Source organism: Rhizobium sp. BK399 (assembly GCF_014194695.1).
Classification (GTDB): domain Bacteria; phylum Pseudomonadota; class Alphaproteobacteria; order Rhizobiales; family Rhizobiaceae; genus Rhizobium.
On the sequence record NZ_JACIAH010000002.1, the window covers coordinates 229,689 to 245,282 of the forward strand.

Sequence of the window (15,594 nt, forward strand, 5' to 3'; positions counted from 1 at the left end):
TCCATCATGATCCTGCACGAACTCATAGACTACGAAATCCTGCGCATGATCTGGTGGCTGCTCCTCGGGGTGCTGCTGATCGCCTTCGCCGCCACGGACGGCTTCGACCTTGGCGTCGGCACGCTGCTTCCCTTCGTCGCAAAGACGGACACGGAGAGGCGCGTCGCCATCAACACGATCGGCCCGGTCTGGGAAGGAAACCAGGTGTGGCTGATCCTCGGCGGCGGCGCCATCTTCGCGGCTTGGCCGCCGCTTTATGCAGTGTCGTTCTCAGGCTTTTATCTCGCGATGTTCGCGATTCTGCTGGCGCTCATCCTGCGTCCGGTTGGGTTTAAATACCGCTCGAAGCGAGAGAGCGCGCGTTGGCGCAGCAACTGGGATTGGGCGCTGTTCATTGGCGGCTTCGTCCCGTCACTGATCTTCGGCGTCGCGGTCGGTAATGTGCTGCAAGGCGTGCCGTTCCGCTTCGATCCAGCTGATATGAGGATCTTCTATGAGGGTTCGTTCTTTGGACTGTTGAACCCCTACGCCCTGCTTTGCGGACTGCTCTCGGTCTCCATGTTGGTCTTGCACGGAGCCTCCTGGCTGGTCCTTAAAACCACAGGCCCGGTTGCCGAGCGGGCAAGAACCTATGGCAGCCTTGCCTCGCTCGCCGTGATCGTTCTCTTTGCGCTTGGCGGAATCTTCCTGGCGATTGGGGTGAACGGCTATAGCATTACCAGTGAGATCAACCCTGGCGGCCCGTCGAACCCGCTCTTCAAGACGGCCACTCATGACGGCTCGTGGCTCGCCAACTACGGCACTCATCCGTGGATGCTGATCGCCCCGATCCTCGGCTTCGCGGGGGCCGCCGCTGCCTTCCTCGCGCTGCGGGCAAGGTGGGAGGTCGCGGCTCTGCTCTTCAGCAAGCTGTCGATCTTTGGCATCATTTCCACCGTCGGCCTTTCGATGTTCCCGTTCATCCTGCCCTCGTCGCTAGAGCCCAACTCGAGCCTGACGGTATGGGATGCATCGTCGAGCCATTCCACCCTGTTCACCATGCTCGTCGTCTCGGTGATCTTCCTGCCGATCATCTTCGCCTACACCGCCTGGGTCTACAAAGTGCTCTGGGGAAAGGTCGACGAGAAGACGGTCACCGACAAGAGCGGCCACGCCTACTGAAGGAGAACAACAATGTGGTATTTCGCATGGATACTTGGCCTGCCCTTGGCCGCCGCCTTCGCAGTCCTCAACGCGATGTGGTACGAACTGATGGATGACGAGGCGAAGAAGCGAAAGCAGTAACGCGCTCCGGCCTCGATTTGAGAACGACAAAGGGACGGTCCTTCGAGGGACCGTCCCTTTTCTTTAGCGGGATAGCAGCGCTTCCGCTGCCGTATTCCTTAACCCTGGCAGACTTCAGTAGCTTGCGGCGACGAAGATCCGAGCCAGCGCCTCAACGCCAGCTTGGTCCTCGGTGTCGAATCTCGCCGCCGTCGGGCTGTCGAGATCGATAACGCCGAGGATCTTGCCGTCGTGATGAAGCGGCACGACGAGTTCCGAACGCGAAGCTGCGTCACAGGCGATGTGTCCCGGAAACGCATGCACGTCCTCGACGAGGATCGATGCCCCTTTTTCGACAGCGGTTCCGCAGACCCCGCGGCCAACCGCGATGCGGACACAGGCCGGTCTGCCCTGGAATGGTCCGAGAACCAGCTCGCTATCCGACTTGAGGAAATAGAAGCCCGCCCAGTTCAGATCCGGCATCATTTCGAACATGAGCGCCGAGGTATTCGCAGCATTGGCGATCGCATCGCTCTCGCCATGCAGAAGCCCCTGCAATTGCTGGCAAAGCTCTTTGTAGAAATCGGCCTTGTTGGCAGAATTTATCGTCGCGGCTTGAAACATGTCCGTTATCGCCCTGTTTGTCTCATCAGCGACGATATAGTCGCACGCATCCCACTTGCCAAACGCAATCGTGAAGGGCGACATGAACCGTCACGTCACCAGATGGTGATAGTTGTCAGCGGCCATCTTGCCGGTCGACAATAAGACTCTATCTAGTTCCTATCGCGACCTATTGCGGATCGCGACTTAAGTCGGCCGGCAGCTGCGGTTTGCGCGCACGGCGATACGGACGGTTAGGTAAAGCGCCTGCCGCCCCTCATTGTTAGGGCATTCCGACAAGCGGAGCAGCCAACTCGACCACGGCTGCGCAGGAAGTCATGAACCGCTTCGGCTGGGCAGATAGATGCATTGATTTCACGCAGAGGTAAGAACGATGACACCGGAAGACAGACGGGCGGTCTTTAGCCACCGCCAGATCGCCGCAATTATTGAAGGCATCATGCAGGAAGACGGCACCGAGGAGCCGATCATGGGAAAATCGCTTGGCGAGGCGATCCTCTTCGTATCGGAAGAAGCGGCGACCAGCGCATCCAGCGCCCATGTCATTTACGGCGACAACGGCTCGCTTAGCTATACCGATTGCCTGAGCGTTTACCGCGACTACGGCGCGGCGCTTCGCCAGACTCCGAATTGAGACAGCGCGCTGGGCTCCCCGCCCAGCGCTCCTCCCGATAAGCGAAGGATGCAGTCGATATGGCGAAGCGAAGTGCAGGTCTGTTGATCTACCGCCTCCATGATGATGACTACGAGGTCCTCCTGGTCCACCCGGGGGGACCCTATTGGGCCAAGAAGGATATAGGCGCCTGGTCGATCCCCAAGGGCCTCGTCAACGAAGACGAAGATGAACTGGACGCAGCAAGGCGTGAAGCCCGCGAAGAACTCGGGATTGAAGTCGAAGGCAGCTTTCATCATCTCGGTGACTACAAGCAACCCGGTGGCAAGATTGTTGCTGCCTGGGCCGTTGAGGCCGACATCGACCTGGAAGCGGTGGCCAGCAATAACTTTCGGATGGAGTGGCCGCCGCGCTCTGGGGTGATGGCGGAGTTTCCGGAAGTCGACCGGGCCGAATGGTTCACATTGTCGGATGCCGAGCGAAAGATTCTGAAAGGCCAACAGCCGCTGCTCGCGGATTTCCTCCGGAGGCGATCGCAGAGCCCATTAGAGATATATGTAACCTAAGGTCCGGCGAACGCTGGCCAGCGATTGTGCATGGCAGCTATTCGCAATCGGCTGTCGCTTTGCCGTCAGCAATCCGTAAAGATTGCAAGACCCTCTTCCGGACGAATCTGACTCATGACAGCCCCCTCCTCTGCACTGCGCGGTGTTCTCGTCGCGTTTGGTGCATATGCCGTGTTTGCCTTCAGCGATGCATCGATCAAGCTCCTGCATGGCGGCGTGCCAGCTTACCAGATCGCTTTTATCGGCGCGCTCTTCGGCGGTGCTGCCCTGCCGTTTATCAAAGGAAGGGGCGACTCCTGGTTCGATATTGTCAGAAGCACGAACCGCCCTCTATGGCTACTGAGGTTCGCCTGCGGCGCGATAGGTGCGATCGCGTCGATCATCACGTTTACGAAGCTGCCGATGGCCGAGGCCTTCTGCTTGCTGTTTCTCCTGCCGTCGTTCGTGACCATCCTGTCGGTAATCTTCCTCAGGGAAGATGTCCGCTGGCAGCGCTGGGCTGCTGTCATCGTCGGCTTCTTCGGCGTTCTGGTCGTGCTGCGACCGGGCTTCCGCGAACTGTCCGCCGGTCACCTGGCCGCGGCGATCGGCGGTCTCGTTGCTGCAATCTCGATTGTCGTGATGCGTAAGATGGGGCCAGCCGAAAAGCGCCTGTCGCTATACGGTGCGGCACTGCTCGGTACGATCGCCGTCAGCGGCATCCTGATGCTGTCCGAGATGGTCGTGCCGACACCACGCCAATGGCTGTTCATTGCAAGCTACGGCCTTCTCGGCGCGGCTGGCAACGTGATGCTGATGACCGCCGCCCGGCTGGCGCCGGCCAACCTCGTTGCCCCACCTCAGTACAGTCAGATGCTGTGGGCAATCGCGTTCGGATATCTGATCTTCGACGACAGCATCGACCTGCCGATGGCTGCCGGTATCGTTCTCATCGTCTGTTCCGGCTTGTTGACGCTGGCACGTGAAAAGAAGCGCGGCACTCCGCTGCCACGGGCCGTCGTTTCGGCTGACAGCCAGGCGCCGCTTGCAACCTCGGCGGAAGAGACTGACCACGCAGAACGGCCGGCACAGAGCGGCTCCCACGCGGTCTCCCACGCCTAAAAAAACCGCCCTTGCCTAGGTCGGAAAGACCGTTGGCAAAGGCGGTTCTATTTCGTCAGAGTTTGGCGACGGCAACCGTTAACGCAGGACCGGGCAGCCACGGACGTTGCCGAAGCTGATTTCGTCAGCACCGCGACGCGTCCAGCCTGTCACGATCACACGGCGTGGCGTCACGTCGACCACACGGGCACGGCGGAAGCCGTAGTCGCGTGCGATATCTTCAGCAAGCCGCGGGTCGCAGCCGCGCGGACGTGGCGGCGGGCGATTGTAGTCAGGCGGTGGCGGGCGGTAGTAGCCGGGAGGCGGTGGCGGACGACCGCTGCCAATGTAGACATCTACCTGGGCGGAAGCCGGCGCAACCGCTCCGGCAACCGTGCCGGCAGCGAGCAGAGTCGCGAGGCCGGCCTTGGCCAGAAATTGCATCATCGAAAATTCTCCATCAGGGCACGGAAACGACCGTCCCATTCGATACACTCTTGCCGGAAAAGCTCAGGTCCAACCTTTCCGGATTTTCGCAGTCATATGCGATTCGCACAAAGCAGGCTGAAAATGGCGTCGCCAAGGCAAGCGGGGGCCACCATTGTGGACGAAGCGATTTAGCGGCGGATCAGCGGGCAACCACGAACGTTGGCGAACACCATCTGGTCCCAGCCCCGGTAATTCCGGCCGGAGACGACAACCCGGCGCGGAGTGACATTGGTGACGCGCGCATAGCGCACCCCTGCCCAGCGCGCCTTCTGAACGGCCTGCACGGACGAGCAGGCGTAGACGGGACGATATTGGACACTGGCGACCGGCGGACGTCCCCATTCGGAAGCCGAGGCGTTCGGTGCCGTGAAAGGAATTGAAGCCAATGCGATAAGGGCCGCAAACGAAGCCTTGGCGAGAAAATGGGTCATCATACTACTCTCTAAACGCTCTTTTTTGCATCTCCCGTTTGGGATTGTGCAGACCATAACTATCTGAAAATGAATGATCTTCGAACCTTCCGTTCAGTTCCGGTTCAGGCGCTCAGATGCAGCACGATCTCGCGTCGGTGCGGTCTGTCGCGATGTTCGAACAGGTAAATCCCCTGCCAGGTGCCGAGTGCCAACCGACCGCCGATCATGGGAATACCGATGGAAACCTGCGTCAAGGCGGCCTTGATATGCGCGGGCATATCGTCGGGTCCCTCGGTCGTATGAACGATCCAACGCATCGACGGGTCGCTGCTCGGCGGCACCAATCGGCGGAAGAACGCATCGAGGTCTGTCCGAACATCTGGATCCGCATTTTCCTGGATGAGCAAAGAGCAAGACGTGTGGCGCACGAAAACGGTCAGCAGCCCTTCGGCCGCGCCGTTAGCGCGAACGAAGGACGCCGCTTCCGCAGTAAACTCGTAAAGGCCCTGGCCTCTGGTGGAAATGCTGATGATCTTCTGAGCCATAGCCACGATTCCGCTTGCGTCTCTCTTATGAGACGTGGCGTCGCGCTGCCCTCATGTCAATGCAGGTTTCCCGCGCCGCTCAAAGCTGCAGGAAGGGAACAAACCCGCCGAAGATCATGCGCTTGCCGTCGAAGATCGACTTCCACTCGTCGCCTTGCAGACGGGGGTCTGCCATCACCTTCGTCATGATTTCATCTCGCTCCTGGCGTGAGCCGTAAACGATCCAGGAAAAGACCACGACCTCATCGTCGGCCGCCTGAACCGCCCGGGGAAACGAGGTCAGTTCACCGTAGGGGACATCGTCGGCGATGCATTCCACATATTCCTTGGCACCATGGGCCTTCCAGACAGCGCCGGTTGTGGCTGAAAAGGCTTTGTAGGCCTCGATGTTCTTCTGCGGCACGGCCACGACGAACCCATCGACATAGGACATGTTTTACTCCCTTTGCGTTGTTGCACGTCCAAGGACGAACGGAGTTGGCTTGGACCGACATCCCTCTTCGAAAGAAAACTAGGCGGGATCGACGACAGGCAAGGATGTGCGGCCAACTTCCCATCGGGAATAATTCGCCTTCGATTGTCGGCAACTCTCCTCTTTTGGCGTCCTTGCCACAGATTAAACGCCCAGGAGGACAACCGATGCAGAAGATCACGCCTTTCCTTTGGTTCGACAACCAGCTCGATGAAGCCATCAGCTTCTATAGCGCGGTATTCAAGAGCACCGTGGATCCGCAGGTGAAGCGAGGCCCGGACGGTAGGGCATTCGCCGCCACGTTCGACCTGGAGGGCCAGCAGTTCATGGGACTGAACGGCGGCCCTCAGTTCAAGTTCACCGAAGCCATCTCATTCTTCGTCCGCTGCAAGGACCAAGCCGAGGTCGACTATTACTGGGAAAGGCTCCTCGATGGCGGCAAGCCGCAGCAGTGCGGCTGGCTGAAGGACCGCTTCGGCCTCTCCTGGCAGATCATCCCCGATGCGCTGATGCGCTATCTCAACGATGCGGACAGCGAAAAAGCCATGCGCGTGCAGGCCGCGATGATGCAGATGGTGAAGATCGATGTCGCGACGCTCGACGAGGCCTATGCGGGCTGACCTCCGGAAAGCGCGAAAAGCGGTATCCGATCCTTCAATTGCGCTTGCATCTCGGCTTCCTGGCACTGCGTGGTGACGCGCAGCGTGCGAAATTGTTCCACGAGAAAGTCCACGAGCGCCCGAACAGCCGTCGGCAGTCCTCGCGATGCAGTGAAGACGAGATAGATCGTCGCCTGGGACATCTGATGATCTGGCAGAAGGCGAACCAGCCGGCCGTCGCGTATTCCTTCGGCGCAAATGTGGTCTGGCAAGAGCCCGACCCCTACGCCGGCATAGATAGCCTCAAGCACTGCGGAGACGCTGCGGCAGCTCATGCGCGGTTTGTGCTGGTGCCGGTACCGGGTGCCGTCGGGTCCAGTGAATTCCCATATATCCAAGTCCTGCCATTCCGTGAGCGGTCCGGCAAACGATACCGTTGGCGCATCGACGAGACAGTCGATGCCTTCGATCGACGGCAGCGAGCTTGCAACCTTCTGGTTAGCAACAAGGATCAGATCCACCTTGCTAAGCACACGCATCGTCAGCTCAGAATCGGTCTCCTCGGTCAATTGTGCGCGAACAGCAAGGTCGAGGCGCTCGTCAATGATATCGACCCGTCGATCCGTTGTGAATATCTGCAGCTGAACTTTGGGGTATCGATTGAGAAACTCCGGGATCATGGTGCCAAGCGAACCATCCAGCAATCCGTGTGGCACACTTATGCGGATCTGTCCCTGCGGCTCTCCCGTGGCATCGTTGATCGCCTTCGCCGCTCGATCCGCTTCACGCAGCATATTTTCACAGTGATTGTAAAAAGCACGCCCGACTTCCGTCACCCGGAACCGATTGACAGTCCGCTCCAGCAGCCTGACTCCAAGCCGCGTCTCGAGCGCAGTGATGTGCCGGCTGAGCTTGGATTTCGGCATGCTGAGTACCCGCCCCGCGGCGGAGAAACCGTTGTGGCGAACAACTGCGGCAAAATAGACGAAATCGTTCAGATCCTGAAAAACACCCTCTGCGTTGAGCATCGGGGAACCTCTTTCCATAAAGCGATAGGCCTGCGATCGCTACCGATTACCGCTCGCGGCGGGTAATGCCAACCGCCCTACAGAAGTTTTCGTTCCAAATTTGGAACACTGCGTTCCAATCCCTGCCCTTCAATTGGGAGAATGGCGGGATTATCTGCGGGGAGATTTTCTTTGGCGCCATTGCAATGGTGGCGCCAGACGCGCTCCTTATGAGCCTCCGAAAACAGTCTTAGCCGTCCCAATGCCCGCAGCACTGCGGTGCAGTGTGATTTTTCGCCTATGTATTTGATATTGTTACATAAAAACCACAAAGAATACCAAAGAACCGTCACAAGGAGGCATTTTGATACCGGGAGAATTGATAGATTTAATCAAGGATGAAATTAAGGCTTCAGCGGTTCGCTGATCCGCCAGCCGAAAGGCAAACTATCGGAACGGCCCCATCTCCCATGGCGGCTGTTCAGTCGAAAAGGAAATGGATTTCAAATGAACATACGGATGGCTTTGTTGACCTCCGCCGCAGCGTTTGCTGCTGGGTCCACGCCGGTCTTCGCTGCTGATGCAATCGTCGCAGCTGAACCCGAGCCGGTTGAATACGTCCGCGTCTGCGACGCGTACGGCACAGGTTACTTCTACATCCCGGGCACCGAAACCTGCCTCAAGGTCAGCGGTTACCTGCGTTTTGAAGTTTACGGCGGCCCGGATCAGAAGGGTACCTCGGACTGGAACGCCCGTACGCGCGCTCAGGTTCAGTTCACCGCCAAGAGCGACACGGAATACGGTCCGCTCACCGGCGTAATCGTTCTCCGCAACAACGGCGACAACACGTCGACCAACTCGACCCTGGACTCGGCCTACATCGACATCGCCGGCTTCCGCGCTGGTCTGTTCTACAGCTGGTGGGATGACGATCTTTCGGGCGAGCCTGACGTTCTGTCGAGCTTCGAAACCCTGCACAACTCCATCCGCTACCAGTATGAAAACGGCGACTTCTACGCCGGCATCAGCGTAGACGAGCTGGAGGACGGCTACTACAAGGACGGTGAGAACCCGAACAACGTCGGCGTTGCGTTCGGCATCGGCGGCAAGGCTGGCGTCGTCAGCTACCAGGTTATTGGCGGCTATGACACTGACAACGAAGAAGGTGCTGTCCGCGGCATGATCTTCGCTGATATCGGCCCCGGCACGCTCGGCTTGGCGGCTGTCTACGCGTCTGGTCCGAACTCTTACTACGCTCAGTCGGAATGGACCGTTGCTGCAGAATACGCGATAAAGGCAACCGACAAGTGGACGGTTACCCCGATGGCTCAGTACTTCGGCAACTACGCTACGGACACGGATAACGGCGCTATCCCGCACTCGTTCGACGGCCTGGGCGACGCATGGAAGGTCGGCATCACCGTCGACTACCAGATCGTAGACAACCTCTATGCCAAGGCGACTGTCGACTATACCGACCCGGATGACGCTGACGAAGTGACGAAGGGCTTCTTCCGCCTGCAGCGCGCGTTCTAATCCAAAAAATCCCGGCGCCCTGGATCAACCTTGGGCGCCGTGTGTATCGCGTTTTCTGATCCGATTGACCTCCGATCAGTTACGGGGACTGGTCCGGTTTCCCTGCCGGACCGTCCTTGTTTTTCTCCTCCCAAGCATGCCACCGCACTTCCGCGGCATCAGCCCGGCAACTCCTCGATTGAATCGACCCGATCGGGATAGAAGGCGAGATGATCCTTGATCTCGCTGACCGCCGCGTACGGACTTTCATAGGTCCAGATCGCATTCGCGAAATCTTCTTCACCCATCATGATGTTGAAATACGATGCTTCCCCCTTGTAGGGGCAATAGGTGTGGTGATCACTTCGAGTGAGAAGCGCCATGTCGACATCGGCACGCGGTACGTACAGCACGGCAGGATAAGAGGCTTCCTTCAGTGTTAAGGCTTTGCGGCTATCGGCAATAACCTGCCCACGCAGCTTCACGACGACGCGGGCTGGATTAGGCCTGACGGTAATCGGGTGATCGGGACCTGGGACTTTCATGGGGTGTGCGGACATCAGCAGCTCCTTTCGGCCAGAAACCAGATATAGGAGCCGCTGTATCAGATTGCAGGAGCCGTGCTCAGCTTCCGCGTATTTCGGAACTACCAGCGTTCTAGCCCAAGCAGCTTGCGTCCAAGCGGCGAAAGCTCTGCCGTCGCCGTATTGTATCTCTCCCATTCGCGCGGATCACCGGGAAAGGCGTCACGCTTAGGGTGGTCACGTTCGCGCCACAGGCGGATGCGCTCGTCCCGCTCGCCGACGTCGTCGTGCTCTGCGGGATGCATTGAGATATATTGGGCCATCCGGACTCGATCGGCCGAGTGGTTCGGTCGCACGCCATGCGCGAGCAGCGAATTGAAGATCATCAAATCTCCCGGCTCCATGTCGATATTGACGATCGACAGTCCGGTCATATCAGGGTGCATGGGGTCGCGGTCTGCCGGCTGCGTCTTCTCCCATTCCTCGAAATGCTGAAAGAGCTCTGGAACACACTGGAACCCACCGACATCGCCATCCTGCTTCTTCAGGCTGAGCACGCCCTGCACGCCGATCGGCAACGGCCGGATCGAGGTGTCGACGTCCCAATGAATGAAGCCGTTCGGATTGCCTTTGACTTGCTTTGGCGGATTGAGATTGGCGCGATCGATGGTCACCCACAGATCTTCCCGGTCCCAGATATCGACGAAGGCGCCGTAGACGCGCGGCTCCATACGGTTATCCCACAGCGCCTGGTGATTATAGATTTCCAGCATGCCGGTGTTGTTGAGCTCTTTCATCTTGTGCTCACGGCGCTGCGGCGCATACCAGGTGGATGCGTCGTTCGGGTCCTTCTCGTCAAAACGCCAGAGCACTTCGACAAGCCGCTCGACATTCGCCGCAGGGACGGCCTGGCGAACGATGACATAACCTTTCGTAATCCAATGTTGCCAGTCCGCCTCCGATAGCACGCGAAGCGGCAACATCTTCTTGATATCCTTGAGTTGCGTCGTCGTCGTTGACGTTGTCGGGTGCGCGTCCCGCTTGAGTGACTGCTGCATATTTATCCTCCATCGAGCCAATCCCTGTTCCACAGGTGATGACGAAGAATACCAAGCCAGATAGTCGGATGTTGTCGCGGCTTGGCAAATACTGATACTATTCTGGCGTCATGAAAAATGCGGGCGCCGGATGAGGCCATATCTCGAAAAACTGATACAAGAACCGGAGAGCTCTCTTAGCCGCCTGAATAGGCGTCTGGACGATTCCATTCCCTTCCAGTGGCATCATCATCCCGAGTTCGAATTGACCCTGACGCTGAACTCGCGAGGCCAGCGCTTCATTGGCGATCATGTCGGGGAGTATGACGATGGTGACCTCGTGCTGGTTGGTCCGAACCTGCCACACACATGGTCCTCGCGGGAGAAGATCGCTCCATCCGCGCCGCATGTAGCACTGGTTACGTGGTTTCATCCCGATTGGACGCAACGGCTGGCGCAGACCTCTGTCGAGCTCCGCGCCATCGAGGCCATGCTTGCCCGCGCCGATCGGGGGCTCCAGTTCAGCCACGGCGCCGCAATCGCGATTCGTCCGCTGTACGAAAGCCTGTTCGTTGCTGCGCCGACCGAACGCCTCTTCACCCTGCTCGCTATTCTGCACCAACTATCCGGGGATACATCATCGCAGCCGTTGGCAACGACATCGCCGCCGCGCGAAACAGCCGGCGAGAATCGCGAGCGGATCGATCGGCTGCTGAACCACATTCACATGAATTATGGCAGGCCCATCGCTCTTGCCGAACTCGCCGATATCGCGGCCCTCAGCCTTTCCGGGCTCCATCGGCTCTTCCTCAAACACACGGGCAAGACGATTTCCGACTACCTCATCCATATCAGGATTGGCGATGCTTGCGCTCGCCTGTCGGGCACGACGCAGCCCATCGCTGTTGTCGCCGACGCGGCCGGCTATGGCTCGCTCGCGAACTTCAACAGGCAGTTCCGAGCGCTGAAAGGCATGACCCCACGGGATTATCGCGCTCTCTTCCAGCATTGATAATGCCGTAGCACCGCATTGCTATTCTGCCTTCATCTCGCGCCGCCGAAACAAGCCAAGGCCCAGGACTGCCGCGAGCACGCAGACAACGCCGGCGATCTGACGGAAATGCAAAGGCTCACCGAGCAGGACGAATGCCATCAAGAGCGCGGAGACCGGTGCGACTGCCGTGAAAAGCGAAGCTTCAATTCCGCTGACACGCTCCGCTCCCGCGTACCAGAGAACAAAGCCGGCAACGGTCGGCACAAGCGCGTAATAGATCACCGCCCACATTGCGCCCGCGGGAAATTCGCCCGGAACGCCCTCCGTCACCAAGGCCGCGACCATCGCCACAATAAATCCAAGTCCCGTCATCACCGCCGACTGTGTCAGCGCCGGAACCTTTGTGCTGAGCTTCTTGTTGAGGAGAATGAATAGGCTTTCGCAGATGACGGCACCGAATACCAACATATTGCCAAACAGCGATCCCTCTCCAGCATCGGGCGAAATGGCGATAAAGAGAACTCCTGCCGTCGCCAACGCAATCGCCAGCACCATCGACGAATGTGGCCTCTCACGCAGGACGACAATGGAAAGCGCCCCGGCGACCACAGGCAGCGTTCCGATGATGACGCCGGCGTCGGCGGCAGCAGTCAACCTCAGGCCCGAAATCAGCAGGGTCGTGTAGCCAACGCTGCCCGCACCAGCCTGAACGAGGAGGATGATCCAATCGCGAGACGGTAGGCTTGGGAGGCGCATTCCGGTCAGGCGCATCAACAGCAAAAAGAACGGGAAAGCAACGGCGAAGCGAAGGGCCGTCGCTGTGAACGGCGGCATGCCTGACGCAATGACGCGGCTTGCAACGACGGTGCTGCCAACCGTCATCATCGCCAACGTCAGATAGACATAACCCTGCAAGTGTCGCTGCATCGCCCTCTCCTGTTTGCGCAGAGGAAAGACGAAAACCGCCGGGCGATCTTGTATGAAATTGCAGTGCAGTCAGGCGACGGCGTTGGCATAGGTGCGCGGAGAGACCCCGTACTTCCGGACGAAAACGCGAGTCATGTGGCTTTGGTCGGCAAAGCCACTGGCAAGGGCCGCCTCCGCCAACGCTACACCGCCGGCGATCAGACGCCGGGCAAGATGGATGCGGCGCTGGACGAGATAGGCATGTGGCGTCATGCCGGTCGCCTTGGCAAAACCACGCAGCACCTGGAACCGGCTGAGCTGGCTGGCGCGGGCCAAGTCGGACAGAGAGATAGCCGCAGTCGGATCGCAGTCAATTATCTCCTGCGCGATCCGGATGGCCCGCGGCGCCGCCTGCGCATCATTTGCGACGGCCTCCGACATCACATGTGCGATGAGTACGAGAAGAGCTTCCTCCCGCTGTAGCCGATGCTCGCCTGTACTTACCACGAGTGCAAACGCCGCCTCGAACTGCGCGGCGATCGTTTTGTCGTGCAGTACAGGGTGTTCTATCTCGACAGCAGATCGCCGTCCCTCCGTGATATCGGACACGTTGGTCGCGACTATCTCAGGATCGAAGTAGAGGATTCGCCAGGATCTCCCCTCGCCGATCGGCATGCCATCATGCACTTCGTTCGGATTGACGGTGATGATATCGCCGGCACCCGCCTCGACCATCCCCCGTCCGCTCAGAGATTTCTGTGCGCCCGACGAGACCAGCCCGATGCCAAACTGCTCGTGCGTGTGCCGTGCAAAACTCTGGCTGCTATCAGCAGCCACGGCCTCGACACCGGAAATTGCTGACTTGAACATGCGAAACTGACTGCGGGCCATGCATTCGCTCCGGACGTGATGCCGCATAATGCCAGCCCAGGTTGCTCAAAACAATGCAAAGAAAATTCGCTGGGTTCAGGGTGTTACGGCAGCGATTGATCGGCTTGGCGGATCAATGGATTGTGTCGAGAGAATCGCCGCCGCCGAGAATCACAAATACATCCTCAAGCGCTGCGACCAGGATGTCGGTGAGCTCGTCGCCACGGTTCTCGACAAAGGCGGCCTTCGTCGCCTCGTCCTGCAGTTCAAAGAAGCGCTCGATTTCGTTCGACATCTCATTGTCCTTTCCCGCGCCACCGACATGTGGCGATGAGACGAGGCTATTCCGGTTGTCTTGTGCCGAACTGGTGCCAGTTCTGTAGCGGCCTTTCCGGCAGCTAGAAGCTTGGAAGCCCACGACTCTTCCACTCGCTCTTCGGAACGGGATTTCCCACAGCAAAGCTGAAGGATTTAACCTTTGTCGCCCCGTCGTCCACCTCGCAACGGAAGCTGACATCATACCACCGACCAGATGCCCGAAACGCATTGCTGGCTTGAAGGATCGTACCCTTCTTAAGACTGTAGGATGGCAGGATTTCCGGTCGATATGCTGGAGATCCGTGTATCAACTGCTGCTTAAGCTCCGTGCTGCACAGTTCCGCCACGCGGGCACCGCGTGGCATATCTCCCATGGCGGTTCTTGCCACCGGATCGTTCGTCATACTCTGCGAAAACAGCGTCTTCGCCTCCGTCAATTCGACGGGCTTGTCCGCCTGGGCGGTTGCGGTCGCATCGGGCTTTGTTGCCTTGGGCGGCTTTGCAAGCTCGAAACTCGTTTTGGCTTCGTTCTCGGCTCCTGATGCAGGGCCGTTCTTCTCGGCATGACTATCCGCCAAGTCGATCTGGGGCAGTTCGACATCCTGCGGAACCGGAGTGGCAGGAGGCTCCTTGCTTTCGGGGGCCTTGGCCGCATCTGCCGTTTCCTCCGGCCTCGCCTGATCCTCCGGGGGTGCCGGTTTGGGCTCCGGTGAAAGCTTCGCCGTATCCGATTTCAGACCCGTGACGGATGCGTCTCCCTCGGTCGATTTTTTCGGTCCGGTATCCTTGTCGCCAAATTCCGTTACCGGGCGCAGCACCGGCATAGGCTGCCCCTTGCCGGCCGGTTCCTCGGACTCGGCATCCTTTGCAGCTGCTTCGGGCGGTTTCTCTTCCGGCGGCTTCTTTTCCGGCGCCTTTGCCTGTTCAGGCGGAGGCGGCGGTGGTGGTGGCGGAGGCGGTTGTTCGGCCTTTTCTTCCTTCGGCGGTTCCGCGGGCTTCTCGGTCGGTTTTTCCTCTGCCTTTTTCTCCTCCGGCTTTTTCTCCTCGGGCTTTGGCTGTTCCGGTACCTTCAGTTCGGGAGGTTTCTCCTCGGGTTTCTTTTCCTCCGGTGGAGGCACGAGGTCGACGCTGACTGTTTCTTCTTCCGGCTGAGGAGCAGGCAAAGGCAACTTCACGAGGAAGAAGGCGACGACGGCAACGTGCAAAAGCACCGAGGCGAAAATGCCCCAGCCGAATGCTCCCCATTTCTTTGTCGAAACCTGCTGCATGCCTGCGAACGATGCCCTGCGCCACGCTACCGATGTGACCTTTTAAGAAGGCATCATCAAGCCGTAAAACAAAAAAGCCTCACGTACACGAGCACAACCGTGCGCGCACGGCACATCGTCCACATGATTGCCAGCAATCGCCCTCTCCAAGAGGAACCGCAGAACTATCCGAGCGAGCCTATGATCTCGCGATAGGCAGCCTCCGGAAATGCCTTCAACGTCTTGGTGCGCACATTGCCCGCCATCCCGAGCGACAGACCGAAGCGCGCCATCACGGCATCGTCAGGCGCATCGCAGACGGCAACCATGTCGTGATCGCCCAAGGTCAGGAAGAACTGCTGGAACGAGCCACCCATATCACCGAGCAGCCTCTTGGCCGCGTCCAGGCGCTTTGCCGAGTCGCGAACATTGCGAATGCCTTGATCCGTCCAGTTGATAAGCACGATGTAAGTGGTCATTGCGCACCTCCCGACGGAGGGTCTTGGTCTCGC

At 58.9% G+C, this 15,594-nt stretch carries 21 protein-coding genes; 8 read left to right on the forward strand and 13 right to left on the reverse strand.

The features are described 5' to 3' along the window. Positions 1-6: 6 nt before the first annotated feature. Positions 7-1,161, forward strand: a complete 1,155-nt coding sequence (gene cydB / locus FHT97_RS07595; protein ID WP_183861054.1) for a cytochrome d ubiquinol oxidase subunit II — start codon at positions 7-9, stop codon at positions 1,159-1,161. 12 nt (positions 1,162-1,173) lie between these two features. Next, complete coding sequence (cydX, locus tag FHT97_RS07600) at positions 1,174-1,284, forward strand: cytochrome bd-I oxidase subunit CydX (protein WP_007790147.1); 111 nt, start codon at positions 1,174-1,176, stop codon at positions 1,282-1,284. Between the two features lie 114 nt (positions 1,285-1,398). Here cydX and FHT97_RS07605 read toward each other — a convergent pair whose 3' ends face one another. Further along, a complete protein-coding gene (locus FHT97_RS07605; RefSeq protein WP_183861416.1) occupies positions 1,399-1,887 on the reverse strand; it encodes a GAF domain-containing protein in 489 nt (162 codons plus the stop codon). A 373-nt stretch (positions 1,888-2,260) separates the two neighbouring features. Here FHT97_RS07605 and FHT97_RS07610 point away from each other — a divergent pair, with 373 nt between their 5' ends. The 3 genes from FHT97_RS07610 to FHT97_RS07620 all read left to right on the forward strand — a co-directional run bounded on the left by FHT97_RS07610 (position 2,261) and on the right by FHT97_RS07620 (position 4,167). Further along, the gene (locus tag FHT97_RS07610; protein ID WP_016554611.1) at positions 2,261-2,521 is read left to right on the forward strand and encodes a hypothetical protein; all 261 of its coding nucleotides are present in this window, start codon (positions 2,261-2,263) and stop codon (positions 2,519-2,521) included. 59 nt (positions 2,522-2,580) lie between these two features. Beyond that, entirely contained in the window at positions 2,581-3,066 is a 486-nt protein-coding gene (locus FHT97_RS07615; protein WP_183861056.1) for an NUDIX domain-containing protein, read from the forward strand. 114 nt (positions 3,067-3,180) lie between these two features. Further along, on the forward strand, positions 3,181-4,167 hold the full coding sequence (locus FHT97_RS07620) for a DMT family transporter (RefSeq protein ID WP_183861058.1): 987 nt from the start codon (positions 3,181-3,183) through the stop codon (positions 4,165-4,167). A 78-nt stretch (positions 4,168-4,245) separates the two neighbouring features. Here FHT97_RS07620 and FHT97_RS07625 read toward each other — a convergent pair whose 3' ends face one another. From FHT97_RS07625 to FHT97_RS07640, 4 genes are all read right to left on the reverse strand, one after another. Then, positions 4,246-4,593: a hypothetical protein gene (locus FHT97_RS07625; protein WP_183754408.1), complete on the reverse strand. Its 348-nt coding sequence runs from the start codon at positions 4,591-4,593 to the stop codon at positions 4,246-4,248. A gap of 170 nt (positions 4,594-4,763) precedes the next feature. Further along, positions 4,764-5,066: a hypothetical protein gene (locus tag FHT97_RS07630; protein ID WP_183861418.1), complete on the reverse strand. Its 303-nt coding sequence runs from the start codon at positions 5,064-5,066 to the stop codon at positions 4,764-4,766. Between the two features lie 104 nt (positions 5,067-5,170). Continuing rightward, positions 5,171-5,593 (reverse strand): secondary thiamine-phosphate synthase enzyme YjbQ, encoded by a 423-nt coding sequence (locus tag FHT97_RS07635; RefSeq protein WP_183861060.1) that lies wholly within the window; start codon positions 5,591-5,593, stop codon positions 5,171-5,173. Between the two features lie 79 nt (positions 5,594-5,672). Next, a complete protein-coding gene (locus FHT97_RS07640; protein WP_016554617.1) occupies positions 5,673-6,026 on the reverse strand; it encodes a DUF1428 family protein in 354 nt (117 codons plus the stop codon). Between the two features lie 206 nt (positions 6,027-6,232). Between FHT97_RS07640 and FHT97_RS07645 the strand changes: the two genes are divergently transcribed. Then, a complete protein-coding gene (locus FHT97_RS07645; RefSeq protein ID WP_183861062.1) occupies positions 6,233-6,685 on the forward strand; it encodes a VOC family protein in 453 nt (150 codons plus the stop codon). Here FHT97_RS07645 and FHT97_RS07650 read toward each other — a convergent pair. Then, positions 6,673-7,692, reverse strand: coding sequence for a LysR substrate-binding domain-containing protein (locus FHT97_RS07650; RefSeq protein WP_183861070.1), 1,020 nt, complete (start codon positions 7,690-7,692; stop codon positions 6,673-6,675). The two genes, FHT97_RS07645 and FHT97_RS07650, sit on opposite strands and share 13 nt — an antisense overlap. A gap of 486 nt (positions 7,693-8,178) precedes the next feature. On the opposite strand from FHT97_RS07650, the gene FHT97_RS07655 reads away from it, so the two are divergent. Beyond that, the gene (locus tag FHT97_RS07655) at positions 8,179-9,207 is read left to right on the forward strand and encodes a porin (protein ID WP_183861072.1); all 1,029 of its coding nucleotides are present in this window, start codon (positions 8,179-8,181) and stop codon (positions 9,205-9,207) included. Positions 9,208-9,365: 158 nt separating this feature from the next. Here the strand turns inward: FHT97_RS07655 and FHT97_RS07660 are convergent, their stop codons facing one another. Both FHT97_RS07660 and FHT97_RS07665 read right to left on the reverse strand, forming a co-directional pair. Further along, on the reverse strand, positions 9,366-9,746 hold the full coding sequence (locus tag FHT97_RS07660; RefSeq protein WP_183754399.1) for a DUF427 domain-containing protein: 381 nt from the start codon (positions 9,744-9,746) through the stop codon (positions 9,366-9,368). An 86-nt stretch (positions 9,747-9,832) separates the two neighbouring features. Beyond that, positions 9,833-10,768 (reverse strand): phytanoyl-CoA dioxygenase family protein, encoded by a 936-nt coding sequence (locus FHT97_RS07665; RefSeq protein ID WP_183861074.1) that lies wholly within the window; start codon positions 10,766-10,768, stop codon positions 9,833-9,835. Between the two features lie 130 nt (positions 10,769-10,898). Between FHT97_RS07665 and FHT97_RS07670 the strand changes: the two genes are divergently transcribed. After that, positions 10,899-11,759, forward strand: coding sequence for an AraC family transcriptional regulator (locus FHT97_RS07670; RefSeq protein ID WP_183861076.1), 861 nt, complete (start codon positions 10,899-10,901; stop codon positions 11,757-11,759). Positions 11,760-11,780: 21 nt separating this feature from the next. On the opposite strand, the gene FHT97_RS07675 is transcribed toward FHT97_RS07670, so the two are convergent. The 5 genes from FHT97_RS07675 to FHT97_RS07695 form a co-directional block, all read right to left on the reverse strand. Continuing rightward, a complete protein-coding gene (locus FHT97_RS07675) occupies positions 11,781-12,668 on the reverse strand; it encodes a DMT family transporter (RefSeq protein ID WP_183861078.1) in 888 nt (295 codons plus the stop codon). A 69-nt stretch (positions 12,669-12,737) separates the two neighbouring features. After that, complete coding sequence (locus FHT97_RS07680) at positions 12,738-13,538, reverse strand: AraC family transcriptional regulator (protein WP_183754391.1); 801 nt, start codon at positions 13,536-13,538, stop codon at positions 12,738-12,740. 112 nt (positions 13,539-13,650) lie between these two features. Continuing rightward, complete coding sequence (locus FHT97_RS07685) at positions 13,651-13,812, reverse strand: hypothetical protein (RefSeq protein WP_183861080.1); 162 nt, start codon at positions 13,810-13,812, stop codon at positions 13,651-13,653. 103 nt (positions 13,813-13,915) lie between these two features. Then, the gene (locus tag FHT97_RS07690) at positions 13,916-15,103 is read right to left on the reverse strand and encodes a DUF930 domain-containing protein (protein ID WP_183861082.1); all 1,188 of its coding nucleotides are present in this window, start codon (positions 15,101-15,103) and stop codon (positions 13,916-13,918) included. A 164-nt stretch (positions 15,104-15,267) separates the two neighbouring features. Next, on the reverse strand, positions 15,268-15,561 hold the full coding sequence (locus FHT97_RS07695; RefSeq protein WP_183861084.1) for a GYD domain-containing protein: 294 nt from the start codon (positions 15,559-15,561) through the stop codon (positions 15,268-15,270). Between the last annotated feature and the right edge of the window lie 33 nt (positions 15,562-15,594).

Coding starts and splice junctions, on each gene's coding strand:
- cydB (WP_183861054.1), top strand. CDS start 7: ATGATCCTGCACGAACTCATAGACTACGAAATCCTGCGCATGATCTGG.
- cydX (WP_007790147.1), top strand. CDS start 1,174: ATGTGGTATTTCGCATGGATACTTGGCCTGCCCTTGGCCGCCGCCTTC.
- FHT97_RS07605 (WP_183861416.1), bottom strand. CDS start 1,887: ATGTTTCAAGCCGCGACGATAAATTCTGCCAACAAGGCCGATTTCTAC.
- FHT97_RS07610 (WP_016554611.1), top strand. CDS start 2,261: ATGACACCGGAAGACAGACGGGCGGTCTTTAGCCACCGCCAGATCGCC.
- FHT97_RS07615 (WP_183861056.1), top strand. CDS start 2,581: ATGGCGAAGCGAAGTGCAGGTCTGTTGATCTACCGCCTCCATGATGAT.
- FHT97_RS07620 (WP_183861058.1), top strand. CDS start 3,181: ATGACAGCCCCCTCCTCTGCACTGCGCGGTGTTCTCGTCGCGTTTGGT.
- FHT97_RS07625 (WP_183754408.1), bottom strand. CDS start 4,593: ATGATGCAATTTCTGGCCAAGGCCGGCCTCGCGACTCTGCTCGCTGCC.
- FHT97_RS07630 (WP_183861418.1), bottom strand. CDS start 5,066: ATGACCCATTTTCTCGCCAAGGCTTCGTTTGCGGCCCTTATCGCATTG.
- FHT97_RS07635 (WP_183861060.1), bottom strand. CDS start 5,593: ATGGCTCAGAAGATCATCAGCATTTCCACCAGAGGCCAGGGCCTTTAC.
- FHT97_RS07640 (WP_016554617.1), bottom strand. CDS start 6,026: ATGTCCTATGTCGATGGGTTCGTCGTGGCCGTGCCGCAGAAGAACATC.
- FHT97_RS07645 (WP_183861062.1), top strand. CDS start 6,233: ATGCAGAAGATCACGCCTTTCCTTTGGTTCGACAACCAGCTCGATGAA.
- FHT97_RS07650 (WP_183861070.1), bottom strand. CDS start 7,692: ATGCTCAACGCAGAGGGTGTTTTTCAGGATCTGAACGATTTCGTCTAT.
- FHT97_RS07655 (WP_183861072.1), top strand. CDS start 8,179: ATGAACATACGGATGGCTTTGTTGACCTCCGCCGCAGCGTTTGCTGCT.
- FHT97_RS07660 (WP_183754399.1), bottom strand. CDS start 9,746: ATGTCCGCACACCCCATGAAAGTCCCAGGTCCCGATCACCCGATTACC.
- FHT97_RS07665 (WP_183861074.1), bottom strand. CDS start 10,768: ATGCAGCAGTCACTCAAGCGGGACGCGCACCCGACAACGTCAACGACG.
- FHT97_RS07670 (WP_183861076.1), top strand. CDS start 10,899: ATGAGGCCATATCTCGAAAAACTGATACAAGAACCGGAGAGCTCTCTT.
- FHT97_RS07675 (WP_183861078.1), bottom strand. CDS start 12,668: ATGCAGCGACACTTGCAGGGTTATGTCTATCTGACGTTGGCGATGATG.
- FHT97_RS07680 (WP_183754391.1), bottom strand. CDS start 13,538: ATGGCCCGCAGTCAGTTTCGCATGTTCAAGTCAGCAATTTCCGGTGTC.
- FHT97_RS07685 (WP_183861080.1), bottom strand. CDS start 13,812: ATGTCGAACGAAATCGAGCGCTTCTTTGAACTGCAGGACGAGGCGACG.
- FHT97_RS07690 (WP_183861082.1), bottom strand. CDS start 15,103: ATGCAGCAGGTTTCGACAAAGAAATGGGGAGCATTCGGCTGGGGCATT.
- FHT97_RS07695 (WP_183861084.1), bottom strand. CDS start 15,561: ATGACCACTTACATCGTGCTTATCAACTGGACGGATCAAGGCATTCGC.